Genomic DNA, 14,429 nt, shown 5'->3' on the forward strand with positions numbered 1-14,429 from the left:
AGCTGGATGTAAATTTGCTCAATGCCATTCGCTGAAAGTCCAGTCTGCCAGAAAATCATCTATGTGAATACGTAAGCTTTCCGCCATAGTTTCTTCCCAACGCATCACGTCTACAATATAGTCATCCCAAGAAGACGTGCCTACCTGTCGACTGAAGCTAGGAACAATCTCACCCACAACATCAGCAATCCCTAAACATTCCAGTACCCTTCCTTCTTGCCAACGATCTCGTCTAGCAGGATAAAATTTGGGTGCATGAACCAGCTTTTGCTGTTGTGGTTGAAGTGAAACAATAAAAGTGCTGTCACGCCGTTGAACAAAACCATGTGTTAACCATAGAGTTCGCATTGAAGCAGGTAGGGTTCCGATCTGCGCTTCAAACTTGGTGATATCCTCCTCTGGCGTAGGAAGACCAGTCATCATAAACCCATTTTCGTATTCGTTAATATCCACTTCTCGCCAGTCTTTCAGAAAATACACTAAGAGGTATCCAATTTCACTTTCTGCAACTCTGGCTTCCAGAATAGAGTTTGTCAAATAATCTATGAATCGCGGCAGACTGTCTGCGGTCTTTGCCCAGACCTTTTGAATTGTGACTGCACAAGGGTTAGCTATCAAGTCAATCCAACACTGTGGTATCTGCTCACTAAGGGCTTGTGTTTCTTCCAAGTCTAACCATCGGGAGATCCACCCTCCCCAGGAGTGGGCATAGCTCATCCATAAAGATTCTCTCTCAAATGATTTCATTTTGCTGCCTTTTCCAATTCTGCGATTAAATCGTTGCAAAATGCATCCACTTTTCCTGAAGCTACAATTTGAGTATTAATATCGCTAATAAGTGGACGATCCTTAGTTCCAGGTTTTTGGTTTAAAAGCTTTTTAATCTGGTCTACAACGGTCTGAATCTTATCGTGAGTAAACTGCTCTAACTGAGCAGAGGTAGCGTGTTGAAACTGATTTCCTAGAGGAGTGCTACTGAGTGCTTTGCCAGAAGCGCGTTGCATTAAAGTCCAAGCACCTTGAGCATCTTCACATACAGCGCACTGTTTGTCTTCAGTAACAGCAGAACCATCGGGACTATTGCCAGCAGCAATCAGCTTCTTCGCCCAGAGATCCAGATTTTTGACACTATAATTTTTTAATACAGTCTCGATAGTGTTTCGGAACACTGAGGCCGATACAACATTATGTGGCTTGCGTTCACCAGGTCGTCCATTAAATGTGCCACCGCTACCAATTTCCCCACTGAGAGTGCCACAAGCCGGACAAACATTGTCACTATATATTTGGGAAATCTCTGTTGAGAACTTCTGATGAGTCGTCAAATGTTCAAATTCAACCTTAATATGTGCGGGTGGCCTTTTAACCTCAATAAAATCTACCTGTGCATCATATCGTTTTGCTGCCTCTCTACAAATCGATATAAAGTATTCTTTTTGTGGATGTTGGCTATTTGCTGATTTTTCAATATCCTTGATTAATGGCTCAAGTGAAGCTGCATCTGCTGGAACTGTATACTCAGCCAAACCGTAGACAGTTGGGTTAATACTTCCATCAAGCCGAGCAACACCATTATGTTTGCTCAGTGTGATCTTAGACACACCAGTTTGTTCTGCTACCTCTGTTGCTGCCTCATGCAGTGATTTTGCCTGGGTAAGAGATGATGCTTTCAAAGGTGGCAGAATTAAAGTACCACTGTTTTGATCAAACTTTGCGTCATGGTGCTGACTTAATAGACGCTGCGTGACTTGTTTAGGTTCACCACCTTTATTATACAGAACCGTCCCACTCTTGATTTGTAAGATATCCTTGGCAAGTTCAAGCTCAGGGCGCTGTACTGTGACTGAGTTACTTTCGACCAGAGTTTTAGGTGTTGTTTGATTTTCCTTGTCGTTTACCTTTTTACTTTCTTTATTCTTGAATTTATTACCAAACTTGTCTTTCACCGCTCCCTTCTCATCTTCAACGCAATTCTTAGCTGCTGCTTTTTTATCATTAATCCATTTCTTTCCGGCTTCCTTTTTATCCTCAGCCCACTGCTTACCGGCTTTATATTTTTCCTTCGCTGAATCTTTCAGTTCTCCAGCCTTCTTACCAAACTTGCTATTCTTGACCTTGTTACCAACTTTCTTAAACGCCTTTGCACCTTTATCAATTACCCAATCAACTGCTTTTTCCATCGGTTTCCGCAACTTCTGGAATATTCCTTGAATCTTACCGGCAATTCCATCTAAGCCCAAAAGACTTGCTAGGAAACTGATGACGACTGGTAAAGATTTTGCTAGGGCATTTTCAACACTTTTGATTGCTTGATCGATCGCACCACTAGCGATCGCACCAATGGCATCCAGTATCGCATTAATTAAATCGGCAATCTGCTGGGCGCGTTCAATAAAGAATTTGACAATTTCATAAATCGCTTTAGCAGCTTTGATGAATGCTGAAGCCGGGGTCAACAGGCTGAGAATCCACTCAATCCCTGCTGTAATCACTTTTTCAATAATAAAATTCTTGATGGGTTCGATCACCAAAGCATTGAGGTCGCCCATCTTCTCTTGGACAAACTGCCAAATCCCAGCCACTCCTTCACTGGCTAAGACTTGAAATACATCAACAGTTTGTTCCAATCGACTGACCTTTTCTTCACCCAATCGTTTCACAGCTTGACCGCGAATTGCTTCATAAGTGAAGCCTAAAAGCTGCATTGCTAGGCTAAAGATCCCTTTGAGGTCGAAATTTTCTGGCATTTCAATACCAGTTTCTGCCATTGTGCCAGTCAGCCAGCCGATTAATCCTTGCTGGAGGTGCTTCCCGATATTATTCATGAAGTTGAGGAAGCCTTGCTTCAGTGCCTGGATCAAATTAGTCAAGAAACCAATCGGGTCTTTGAGGATTTGCCCAACTACGCCAGCAACTCGCGCTAGCACTTGCAAAAGCATTTTGGTCAGTTCAATTATCGTCTTGATGACTCCCACGATGAAGTCGAAAGCTTTTTGAATAAAACCTTTATTTGCTGCCTTCATCTCTTCAATGCGGGCATCAACAGCTTCCAAGTTCTCCTGATATTTCTGCGCTAGGGTGTCAATTAGCTCATCTTGCTTATCGTCAACACTTTGTTGCAATTCTTCAAATTTGCTGTCAATGTCTGCGGCAGCTTGTTGACCAACTCCTTTCAACTCTTGCGGTAGTTGGCTAACATAATTCTGAATTTCCTGCTTACCATTGGCTATTTCTGCTTTGGCTTGGGTAAGTCCTTTACTGATAATGGCGACAACCTTGTTAATTACATTATCCATCTGATTGATGTAAAGCTGGCGACCTTCTTGATAGAAAGCGTTCACCTCTGAGGGCATACCAAACAATTTGTCTATCAACCATTTTCCTGGCCCCAAAATGCCGCTGTAGCGATCGCTCTTATAATCGTCCATCCGCTTGCCAACATAATCCTCGAAGGCTTTCTTTGCGTCAGCAGCACCAGCATCAAAGGCTTGTATAACTTGTCCGTCTAATTCACCGAGGGTTTTCTCAACTTTACCTTTGGTCTTGTCATAAATCTTATTAATATCACCAGCAACTTTTGCCCGTGCTTGCTCATCCTTGCTCTTGGCACCCACCTGCTGCTCCCCTACCTGACCCAGGTTTTGAGTACGGGTACCGTGCATTGCTTGCAAATGCTGCTGGGCTGTAGCTTCTGCCGTAGCTTGAGCGGTTGCGAGTATGCCTTGCTCTTGCTGGCGATATTGTGGCGGCGCTGCCACAGCATGGGTTTGAGCATCTTTCTTGGCTGCGAGTGCCCCTTGAAACTCCGGTTCATTGGAGTTTGCCAATTGCTCCTCGGTAATATCCGCCTCTTTCATCTGCTGGTCAAGTTTTTTACTGTCCTCTTGCAGTGGTGCTTCGACTTCACCTTGTCCTTTAGATTTGGGTGCAGCTTTATCTGCATCAACGCCTGTTGGCGTTGTCCCTGGCTCATTCTTTGGCAGTGGTGTTACTTGTTTAGCCTCAATCCCACTGGCATCAGGTTTTTCTTTAGTTTTCTCTTCTAGTTGACCCTGAGAGCTTTTCTGTTCTTCTTTAACCTGACCGCTCAAATCGCCTTTAACAGAGTCCAGTTTATTGTTATTTTTAAAGTTGTCCGCCTCTTCCAAGTTCTTGGGAGCCATATCAGCAATGCGCTCCATCAATTTGGCTTTGAAAGCGGCAGCATCAAATCCTGGTGTTGGGGCTTGTTGCATCTCCCCAACTTGATTGGCTTGCGCTTTGCTGTCTACTTCATTACCTGGGGGTTGGGCTGCCGCTTGGGCTTCTTGGGCTTTGCTATTGGCAGGTGGGTGTTTTTTCTCAAGTCCTGCAACCTCTTTTGTTGTGCCGACTACCGCTTGAAATGCTGGGTCATCTTCAGGGGAAGTGGGAGCCTTTTTACCATCAGCTGCTGCATCAGGTAATTTTACTGTAGTGCTGGCTACATTTGCTCCTGGTAATCCGGCGATCGCTTTCCCTGCGTTTCCTCCAGGTAAATCTGCGGTTCCCTTACCTACATCTGCTCCTTTGTTTTGAGCTTGCTGTTGAGAATCGACCTTTTCTGTATTAACTTTGGTATCTTTTGACTCAGGCTCTTTTGGTTGATTTCCTCCAGCCTCAACTTGTTTCTGAGTTACTGCTGCACCAACCTTTTTTGTCGGAGGTGGATCTGTTACCGCGTTCCCGCCATCATCTGGTGGTGTGGGGCTAGCTTGATGTTTTTCTGTCGTAGTCTGATTTTGTTGTTCGCCGTTTTCCGTATCAGTTTTGGATTCTAAATTTTTTTGGTTGTCTTCGTCACTTGGTTTTTGGAAATTCTCTCGCAGTTGGATAGCTAGCCCATGCCCCGCAGAGGTTGTAGGCACTTTTGTCTGAAGTTTATTTTCTTTTGGTGCTAGATGAAGAGATTTCGGCTGCACTGCACTGCCATTCTGCTGGACAACGTGCGTCAACTCATGAGCCAGTAATTCTTTGCCTGCATTACTTCCAGGAGAGTATTCGCCTTGACGGAAGAACACATCTTGTCCTGTGGTAAAAGCACGAGCTTGTATAGATTCATTTAAGCGATTAGATTGAGCATCAGTATGAACCCGAACGCTACCGAAATCAGCCCCAAACGCCTGTTCCATTGGTTGCTTGATATCATCTGCCAGCGGCTGCCCATTTCCACGTGCTTGTTGGATAGAAGTTTCTAGCTCAGATGTTGCGGCTGTCCTTCCTCCGCCCTGACGCTGCACCAAAGGGGTAATGGAACCCGCTAGGGATTTCATTTGTAATTGGTCTTCTTCCTCTGGTAATGCCTCCCGTTGGATAGATTGCACAGGTTCGCTCATCCTCTGCATCACCAACTGGGCGACGCTATCAGCCTCCTGCTCATAAATGTCTCCAGGTTGATTAACTGTCAGTTTTGTTTGTGGACGCCGCAGTGATATTCGACTGATGTCATGTCCAAGTGGTTTGGTTGGGGATTGTACCTCATTCACTATCTGGGATAAAGTACCAAGCGGCTTCATTTGCAATTCTTCTTCTGGTAGTTCCTCCCGTTGCAACGAGGGAGTTTCTCCCCAAGATTTCATTTGTACTTCTTCTTCTAGCAGTTCCTCGCGCTGAATACTGCCCTCTGGTTTCGCTTGCAATTCATCTTCATCATCAGGTAATTCTTCTCGCTGAAGTTTCCCACTCTGTGGCTGATGAATTCTTTGCATCACCTGACGTGCTGTTTGGTCAGCTTCTTGCTCGTATTTATCTCCAGGCTCCCCAATCGTCAGTTTTGCCTGAATTGGTGTTGATGTATCTGATCTTCTGACTGGAATATTGGCAAAGTTATGACCAAATCGAGTTGCTTTTTCCAGTCGAGAATTCAAAGATCGATCCATCTTGGCTTGCAATACAGTCAGTCGTTCTTGTCCCTCTGGCGTAATCGTCCGATGCTTGGCTTGTAATTCCAATCCAGTTACTTCCATCTTTTCTTCTACAAAAGCTTCATTCTCTACGTCTGTTTGTGTCACAGGCGTAAAAGATGCTTTTTGAGTTTGGCCGCCAAACGGTCTATAGGCCAATTGAGGAGTTTGTTCTGGTGCTTGGGAATTAGAAAAGCTGGATGAGGGACTTTTGAGGGATTTCATCGGTTTTATTGCAACTATTGACGATTCAATTTGTCTAGATGATTAGTTTTGATTATCATTTACCCAAAATTGCAATTATCAAGATAATTTTAGAACGCTAATCAATTAGAAATAATTAAGATGTGTTTCCCCCGAAGATAAGTACTGGCTTGTAAATAGTCTCATATCGAATAAAGGAGAACACGCTGCCGTGTTCCCCTAGCCACAAGAAAAAGTATCCTTGAATCTGCCTTCTGATATTAGTACTTTCTTAAGTTGGCAAAGTTTTTATGCAAAACTGACTCCTAGTGTATAAGAAAAATCAGGATTATAACTGTTACCAGAGAAAGTTCCGCTATCTTCAGGCAAGATAACCCTTCAGGGCTGGCGAATGTATTGTTTGTACTTTATCCAGTATTTTTCCGCTCATAGAAAAGTGAAGTTGTCACTATCAAGTGTGAGACCCACTACCCCCTGCACAATACCGATAATCTCATCTTGCTCTGCTCCTAATTTGTCTAAAAATATTCGTGTGTTACTTCCAACAACTTGCAAGCGGTAATCCTGTGAAAATCCGTTGAGTTCAATTCGGTCTTGGCTAGAGTCGAAGTCAGTAATAGTAGCCAAGTCTCCAAAACCAGGATTCGTAGTATTGTTATCGTCGTAGAAAACATTTACAGCGTCCCCTAGAATAAATCTATCTGCCCCAGCCCCGCCAGTTAAGTTATCAATTTCCCCTAATCCAGGTGGAAGCGGACTACCAGGAAAAGTACCGATGAGGATATCATTTCCAGATCCCCCATTGAGGATATCATTGCCCGGCCCGCCTTGTAGGCTATCATTGCCGTCCTCACCATTGAGGATATCATCGCCATTATTACCGTCTAGGGTATCATCGCCTGCTCTTGCATTTATAGTGTTATTAGAAGTATTACCAAAAAGAAAGTTGTTAAAACTGTTACCTATCCCGGTAATGTTGCCACCTTCTCTCAGCCTCAGGTTCTCCAGATTGGCTCCTAATGTGTAGCTTACAGAAGATCGGACGTTATCTATACCTGAATTCGCAGCCTCTCTAATGGTATCAAGAGTAGTGTCAACAATGTAAGTATCGTCACCTGCTCCCCCATTCAAAGTGTCAATACCTAAACCGCCGTCAAGTGTGTCATTGCCATTATTACCGGATAATCGGTTATTTTGGTTATCGCCAGTAATGCTGTCATTTGCATTTGTGCCGATGACATTATCAAAGTTGACTGCGGTAAATGACAATGTTCCTAAACCAGGAACGTTATTAGCAGCTAAACTTTGGGTTTGCAGGTTAGCGGTGATAGATACCCCAGGTAAAGATTGAGATGCATCGATGGTGTTGTTGGCAACCTTCGCATTAGCAATAACCTTTTCGACTTTAAAGAGTAGGTCGTTTCCCAATCCTCCAGCTTTTTGAATGGTTCCAACACCTGATAAGGTAATGCTTTGACCTAGTTGACTGTAGTCTGCGGTATCAATGCCATCTCCGCCATCAATGTTGTCGTTACCCTGACTGCCTTTGAAGGTATCACTGCCTGCACCACCTTTTAGAGTGTCATTTCCTACACCCCCATCAAGTGTATCATTGCCATTATTACCGGATAATTGGTTATTTTGGTTATCGCCAACAATGATGTCATTTGCATTTGTACCGATGACATTATCAAAGTTGACTGCGGTAAATGACAATGTTCCTAAGCCAGGAACGTTATTGGCAGCTAAACTTTGAGTTTGCAGGTTAGCGGTGATAGATACCCCAGGTAAAGATTGGGATGCATCGATGGTGTTGTTGGCAACCTTAGCATTAGCAATAACCTTTTCAACTTTAAAGAGTAGGTCTTTTCCCAATCCTCCAGCTTTTTGAATAGTTCCGACACCTGACAAGGTAATGCTTTGACCTAGTTGACTGTAGTCTGCGGTATCAATGCCATCTCCGCCATCAATGTTGTCGTTACCCTGACTGCCTTTGAAGGTGTCACTGCCTGCACCACCTTTTAGAGTGTCGTTTCCTGTGCCCCCATCAAGTGTATCATTGCCATCTCCACCGCTGAGACTGTCGTTCGCTGTGCCACCTGCGAGGGAATCGTTACCAGCCAAGCCATTCAAGATATCGTTACCGGAGGCACTATTGGCGTTACCACCACTAGCCCAACCAACTATGGTGTCATTTCCCGAACTCCCATTTATCGTGTCAGGATTTGTAGTACCGAAAGCCATATTATCTCTCCTAAATTTCTCACTAAATATGTAAGTTCAGCATCAATCAAAGAACTATTTATCAGTTCAATGTAGATTACTTGTCATTTGCGTAATCTCATGTTAAAAAACATTAACTATTTAGTTAGGAACTCTCAAGAAAAAATATCCAACTACTTACTGTAGGCTGACCTGAAAAGCCAGCCCTTAGTTGCGAGCGAAACGCCTACTCTACAAAATTAGATAAATTCTTTCCTGACAATCCATTACTTTATTACGCAAATGATTAAGTAACTAGGTCAAATATTTTGATTTTTTCCAACTTTTTGAACCCATGCTGTAATTATTTAATTATCATGAAGTACAAGGTTACATAAAGTTCTTTACAAAATCTTACAAATACTTAATAAAAGCGATTCATAATATATTAATATGTGTTTCTAAACCTTAAATTAAATTTTTTCTACAATTTACTGACTTATTTGGTTAATATTGTCAGCTTTGTAGCTTTATGGGCTTTGTCATTAAGTTAGGTTTCAATATCTTTTTTTTTGTTAAAGAACTATTATGTTTAATTGCAAAAAAACATCTATTAAACCAATATTTTTTTTAATAGATAAGTTAAATTGATATATATCCAAAATATTTTTGTCTTTAATAACACTTGAGCTTTACAAAAATTTTATATGCTTTTTATAAATTAGCGATCGCTGCGGTTTTTGGTAGTTAGATTCTTGAAAAGTTGAATGTAGATTCAGACCTCAACCAAATCTTACTTATATTTTCTTCCCTAGTACCCAAAGGAGACTTCTAGTCGTTCCGCTGCTAAAATTTTGGATAGTCTCTAGTCTATAGAAAATGCTTCGATACCGTAACCAAACAATATTTATTATTATTTCTATACTCATCGTTGTACCGATGGGGTTTTTGTTTAAGTATTATAATGGGCCTGCCCATCACTGGTTTAATGACTACGGAGCAGCTGTATTTTATGAAATATTTTGGTGTCTGTTCGCATTTTTGTTTTTCAGAAATCGGGTAGCGGTAATCCAAATTCCTATATGGGTTTTTGTCATCACCTGTATACTAGAATTCTTGCAACTTTGGCATCCGCCACTATTAGAGCAAATGCGCGCCACCTTGATAGGTAAATTGTTACTTGGTACGACCTTTGTTTGGTGGGATTTTCCTCATTATGTATTGGGTTCTGTTTTAGGCTGGTTATGGCTGCGACAATTACACAAAATAAGTTATGCAAAAAAAAGTCAAGGTTAAACCTAATTCAAAACAGCAAAAAATTGAAGAACAACCTGATGGTAGTCTGACTGTTTATTTAAAATCGCCCCCAGTTGATGGCAAGGCTAATGAAGAGTTAATTAAACTACTAGCAGATAAATTTGATGTACCCAAGTCTCATATCAGAATTAAGTCAGGTTTCTCCTCTCGGCAAAAGCTGATGGAAATCGATCCGAATACCTAACTGCTGCTTAATAATATCTTTTGTGAAGACTTTGCTACTTTCTGAATGTGAGCTACATTCCACCCAGGACATTCTCTACTAGAGACAAGAAAGGAGAGATAGGAACTTGCAAAATCTAATTTTTATGCCTCTCTAATACTGATATACCTTGGTTGAGTTTTGACTCTTTCTATCCAAGCTTGGATAGCAGGATATTGTGTTAAATCAAACCCACCTTCATCAGCTACATGAGTATAAGCGAACAAGGCAATATCAGCAATCGTATAACGTTCTCCTACAAAAAAATCTTGAGAAGTTAAGTGTTTATCCATCAAGTTAAGTGCTGCATAACCTGGTTCGCGTTTTTGTTTGATAGCTTCACTATATTCTTCAGTTTTACCTAAAATAGAAATCCAAAATCTTGATGTAGCAATAAAAGGCTCATGGCTATATTGTTCAAAACATAACCATTGCAGCACCTGCGCTCGTGAAAAGCGGTCATAAGGTAAAAACTCTGTACCTTCACTCAGATAAACCAATATGGCATTTGATTCTGCCAAATATTTCCCTGGCTCAATTTTCAGAACAGGTATCTTACCGTTAGGATTTTTACTTAAAAATTCTGGTGTTCGAGTCTCGCCTTTCAAGATGTTAAGCTCTATCCTCTCAAAAGGCATACCTAGTTGTGTTAATAAAAGACGTATCTTATAACCATGTCCAGAAGGTAAAAAATCGTACAGATGCAGTAGTTCCATGTTACAATACAGTTAGGAATGTGTTGAGAAGTGAAAGTTCAAAATACAATATTTTACCAAAAGATTTTCCCAAAACCGGATATTTTTTTTGTATTTAGTATCTGAACGTACTACAGGAAATTATTCGAGAAAATAAAAAAATATTATTTATTTCTAGTTTGAGATGTTTAATTTAGTTAATGGTCGAAAAGAAAACTATGTGTGGAAGATTTACTCTAAACCATTCGTCAGCAGGATTGTCTGAAGTTTTCCATGTCGAGTCTGTTCCCGATTTGGCAGCCGAATATAACATTGCGCCTACGCAAATGGTGGCGACAGTGTTGCAAAATCCCGAAAGCGAAAAGCGGGAATTTAAGCAGTTGCATTGGGGATTAATTCCGTCATGGGCGAAAGATGCAGGAATGGGGGCAAAGCTGATTAATGCTAGGGCAGAAACTGTTGCCGAAAAACCCGCTTTTCGTTCGGCTTTTAAGCACAGACGCTGTTTAGTGTTAGCTGATGGCTTTTATGAGTGGCAACGCCAACAAGGTAAAGGTAAGAAGCAGCCATTTTATTTTCGTCTTCAAGATGGGCAACCCTTCGGTTTTGCAGGTTTGTGGGAGAGATGGCGTTCGCCTGCTAACGAAGAAATAATTTCTTGTACAATTTTGACAACGGCAGCTAACGAATTACTCCAACCCATCCACGAGCGGATGCCAGTGATTCTGGAGCCACAAGATTACGATTTATGGCTAGATTCCCAAGTGGAAACGGCCCAAACCCTACAGCAGCTATTGCGTCCTTATCCAGCGTCAGCAATGACTGCATATCCAGTTAGCACCTTGGTAAACAACTCTCGACATAATAGTTCAGAATGTATCGTACCTCTCAGTGAGAAGAATGCCCCCGCAAATCAGTTAAATTAACTATTGAGTGAACTAGGGGATTGGGGAGATGAAGAAGCATACTTCTCTACGAGAGGCTGCGCCAACGACTACGCTCAGTAATCGGGGGAGCAGAGGGACAAGGTGACAAGGTGACAAAAGTTTAGAACTTACAACAAGTCTTTCCCCTTGTCCCCAAGTCCTCTTTCCCATGCCCCACGCCCAATGCCCCAATACCCAATACCCAGAGAGAAATATGCCAAGAACGCAAAAAAACGATAATTTTATTGACAAATCCTTTACTGTGATGGCGGATATCATTCTGAAGATCCTGCCAACCAACAAAAAAGCTAAAGAAGCGTTTGTTTATTATCGAGATGGTATGTCGGCCCAAGCGGAAGGGGAATATGCTGAGGCATTGGAATACTATGAAGAAGCTCTAACACTAGAGGAAGATACCAACGATCGCGGCTATATTTTCTACAATATGGGGCTAATTTATGCCAGCAATGGCGACCACAAAAAGGCTTTAGAACTGTATCATCAGGCAATTGAGTTAAACCCACGTATGCCCCAAGCCTTGAACAACATCGCTGTGATTTACCACTATCAAGGCGAAAAAGAAAAAGAAGCTGGAGATAACGAGGCTGGCGAAGCACTTTTTGACCAAGCAGCAGACTATTGGATTCGAGCCATTCGCATGGCCCCCAATAACTATGTCGAAGCTCAAAACTGGCTGAAAACCACCGGGCGATCGCAAATTGACGTATTCTTTTAATCATTAGTCATTAGTTCTTTGTCATTTGCTAAGGACTAATGACCAATACTTCTCTACGAGAGGCTCCGCCTTCGACTACGCCCTTAGACTACGCCCTTAGACTACGCCCTTCGACTACGCTCAGGACAAGCTCAGGACAAGCTCAGTACAAGTGACAAATGACAATTTATGATTGACCAAGAACAAGTTCACAAAGTTGCCAATCTTGCACGTTTAGAATTGACTCCAGAAGAAGAGAAACAATTCACTACCCAGTTGGGAAGTATTCTGGACTATATCGAACAATTGAATGAACTTGATGTCAGTGATGTGCTACCAACAACACGCGCAATTGATGTCAGCAATATCACACGAGAGGATGAATTGCAACCCTATCCTGACCGGGAAAGTATTCTCAACAGTGCGCCTGAACAGGAAGGCGAATTTTTCAAAGTACCAAAAATCCTCAATGCTGAATAGTCAAACAATTTGGGATTTTACAAAAAAGGCAGGAGTGAGGCAGTGTTTCGACTACGCTCAACAACCGGGCAGGAGGTTAGGAGTATTAATTAAAACCAAAAGGAGACGCTATGCGTAACTTACTTATACAAAATGGTACGAGAGGCTTGTCTGCGACACTTGCAGGAGTACGCCAACGGCATAGCAACTCTTAGAGATGCTACCGCGTAGCTTGCTTCTCCGTAGGAGTATGCTTAGATTTGTTTCACCACAAGTGGCGGGGAAGCAAAACATACTTATCTATGTTAAATATTTGTTTACATTATTAGCAAATATTAAAATACTTGCTCGTACTGCCAAAGTATGTTGTATGTCTAAATCTGTAATAACCGTTACCGTCAAATTGTTCGCTGCTTATCAAGAAGCCTTTAGGGTTTCGGAACTAGTGCTGGAATTTCCTAATAGTATGCCAGTCAAAGCAGTCTGCGATCGCCTCATAGCTGAACACCCTGAACTCTCACAATGGCGCGATTTAACCCGTTTCGGGATTAATTTGATATTTGTCGAACCAGATACCCTATTACAAGATGGGGATGAGGTTGTGTTGATTCCACCAGTCAGCGGCGGCTAGGAAAACAGTTAGGAGTTAGGAGTTAGGAGTTAGGAGTGATAAATTAAAGATTCAAAACTTCTAACTCATAACTTTTCAAAGAGAATTGGTCTTAGCAGTTAGCTTTATTAAGTTATCTAACTCTTGCTGCATCTGACTTACAACTAATTCATAACATTCATTGACATAATAGCGATCGCTAGCTGCTTCACGACCGTAGCGCTCAAATACAATTGGCGGACAAACCCGCGTATACATGGGCACTGGCAATGGAATATTGGGTAATGGCCCAATTGCTAATCCCCAAGGCAGTCCGAGATAGATTGGAAAAACTTCTGGATCGATACCTAATAGCCAAGGCATCCCCCACTCGTGGAGTTGCTGCACAACTTTGTAACAGTCAGCGATGACAATGAGTGTATCGTGAGCGCCCCAGGAAATCACAGGCACAATCGGCACATTTTCCCGTAACGCTAACTTGATAAATCCTTGTCGCCCCGCAAGGTAGATTTTGTTACGTAAATAATGCGGCCGGAAGACATCTTCGGCTCCACCGGGATAAACTAGCACACTCGCTCCAGAGCGCAAGGCAATGTAAGCCATTTTCGGATGGGCGATGATTGCTCCAGCCTTGGCTACCAGTTGCGCTAGTGGCGTGCTAACCTGCCAAGCCTTGGGATGCATCAAACCATAAATGGGTTTCTCTACACCAAATCTTCGGAACCAGTCGTACATCATCATTGACATATCGGGTGCCGCGAGTCCCCCATTGTGCGAACCAACAAATAAGACTTTTTGCTGGGGTGGAATATTTTCCCAGCCACTAGTTTGAACTCGGAAATAGTAGTGATACAAAAACCCAAATAGGGGCATCAGAGATTCTATGAACTTTGGATCTCGCTCATCCAAAGACCAACCGGGTTTTTTGTTTAATAAATGTTGCTTTTTTGACATCGATGCATTCTAACAGCATTGGCAAAGTTCAAACAATCCCTTGTTTAGATATAACTCAATACAGTTGGGTTAAAGCTAAAACTCTGTATTAAAGTCAACATAGACGCATCGGGGTTGATTTTACTTAATTGCGATCGCTTTATCATTAGACATTTGGTGAAATTAAATATGCGTTATCCATAACCCTTGTAGAGACTTAGCACTGCTACGTCTCTAGATTCTTT

General features: G+C 42.1%; 11 protein-coding genes. 6 read left to right on the plus strand and 5 right to left on the minus strand.

Going from position 1 to position 14,429, the window contains the following annotated elements; translation table 11 throughout:
- Positions 1-18 precede the first annotated feature (18 nt).
- From V7K84_RS33255 to V7K84_RS33265, 3 genes are all read right to left on the minus strand, one after another.
- Positions 19-747, minus strand: a complete 729-nt coding sequence (locus tag V7K84_RS33255) for a hypothetical protein (protein ID WP_334844621.1) — start codon at positions 745-747, stop codon at positions 19-21.
- Complete coding sequence (locus tag V7K84_RS33260) at positions 744-6,146, minus strand: eCIS core domain-containing protein (RefSeq protein ID WP_334844622.1); 5,403 nt, start codon at positions 6,144-6,146, stop codon at positions 744-746. The genes V7K84_RS33255 and V7K84_RS33260 overlap by 4 nt, the downstream gene beginning before the upstream one ends.
- 405 nt (positions 6,147-6,551) lie before the next feature.
- The gene (locus V7K84_RS33265) at positions 6,552-8,369 is read right to left on the minus strand and encodes a calcium-binding protein (RefSeq protein ID WP_334844624.1); all 1,818 of its coding nucleotides are present in this window, start codon (positions 8,367-8,369) and stop codon (positions 6,552-6,554) included.
- Between the two features lie 837 nt (positions 8,370-9,206).
- Here V7K84_RS33265 and V7K84_RS33270 point away from each other — a divergent pair.
- Together V7K84_RS33270 and V7K84_RS33275 are read left to right on the plus strand one after the other, a co-directional pair.
- Positions 9,207-9,623 (plus strand): ribosomal maturation YjgA family protein, encoded by a 417-nt coding sequence (locus V7K84_RS33270; RefSeq protein WP_334844626.1) that lies wholly within the window; start codon positions 9,207-9,209, stop codon positions 9,621-9,623.
- Positions 9,601-9,828 (plus strand): DUF167 domain-containing protein, encoded by a 228-nt coding sequence (locus V7K84_RS33275; protein ID WP_322670473.1) that lies wholly within the window; start codon positions 9,601-9,603, stop codon positions 9,826-9,828. The genes V7K84_RS33270 and V7K84_RS33275 overlap by 23 nt, the downstream gene beginning before the upstream one ends.
- Positions 9,829-9,950: 122 nt before the next feature.
- Here V7K84_RS33275 and V7K84_RS33280 read toward each other — a convergent pair whose 3' ends face one another.
- Positions 9,951-10,562 carry a glutathione S-transferase family protein gene (locus V7K84_RS33280; protein ID WP_334844630.1) on the minus strand — a complete coding sequence of 204 codons (612 nt, stop codon included), beginning with the start codon at positions 10,560-10,562 and terminating at the stop codon, positions 9,951-9,953.
- A gap of 197 nt (positions 10,563-10,759) precedes the next feature.
- Between V7K84_RS33280 and V7K84_RS33285 the strand changes: the two genes are divergently transcribed.
- The 4 genes from V7K84_RS33285 to V7K84_RS33300 all read left to right on the plus strand — a co-directional run bounded on the left by V7K84_RS33285 (position 10,760) and on the right by V7K84_RS33300 (position 13,272).
- Positions 10,760-11,467 (plus strand): SOS response-associated peptidase, encoded by a 708-nt coding sequence (locus V7K84_RS33285; RefSeq protein WP_334844632.1) that lies wholly within the window; start codon positions 10,760-10,762, stop codon positions 11,465-11,467.
- 214 nt (positions 11,468-11,681) lie between these two features.
- The gene (locus V7K84_RS33290) at positions 11,682-12,203 is read left to right on the plus strand and encodes a photosystem I assembly protein Ycf3 (protein WP_334844634.1); all 522 of its coding nucleotides are present in this window, start codon (positions 11,682-11,684) and stop codon (positions 12,201-12,203) included.
- Between the two features lie 168 nt (positions 12,204-12,371).
- Positions 12,372-12,662, plus strand: coding sequence for an Asp-tRNA(Asn)/Glu-tRNA(Gln) amidotransferase subunit GatC (gene gatC / locus V7K84_RS33295; protein WP_094347614.1), 291 nt, complete (start codon positions 12,372-12,374; stop codon positions 12,660-12,662).
- Positions 12,663-13,011: 349 nt separating this feature from the next.
- Positions 13,012-13,272 carry a MoaD/ThiS family protein gene (locus V7K84_RS33300; protein WP_292732168.1) on the plus strand — a complete coding sequence of 87 codons (261 nt, stop codon included), beginning with the start codon at positions 13,012-13,014 and terminating at the stop codon, positions 13,270-13,272.
- Positions 13,273-13,347: 75 nt separating this feature from the next.
- Here the strand turns inward: V7K84_RS33300 and V7K84_RS33305 are convergent, their stop codons facing one another.
- Complete coding sequence (locus V7K84_RS33305) at positions 13,348-14,205, minus strand: lysophospholipid acyltransferase family protein (protein WP_334844635.1); 858 nt, start codon at positions 14,203-14,205, stop codon at positions 13,348-13,350.
- Between the last annotated feature and the right edge of the window lie 224 nt (positions 14,206-14,429).

Source organism: Nostoc sp. (assembly GCF_036917315.1).
Taxonomy (GTDB): domain Bacteria; phylum Cyanobacteriota; class Cyanobacteriia; order Cyanobacteriales; family Nostocaceae; genus Nostoc.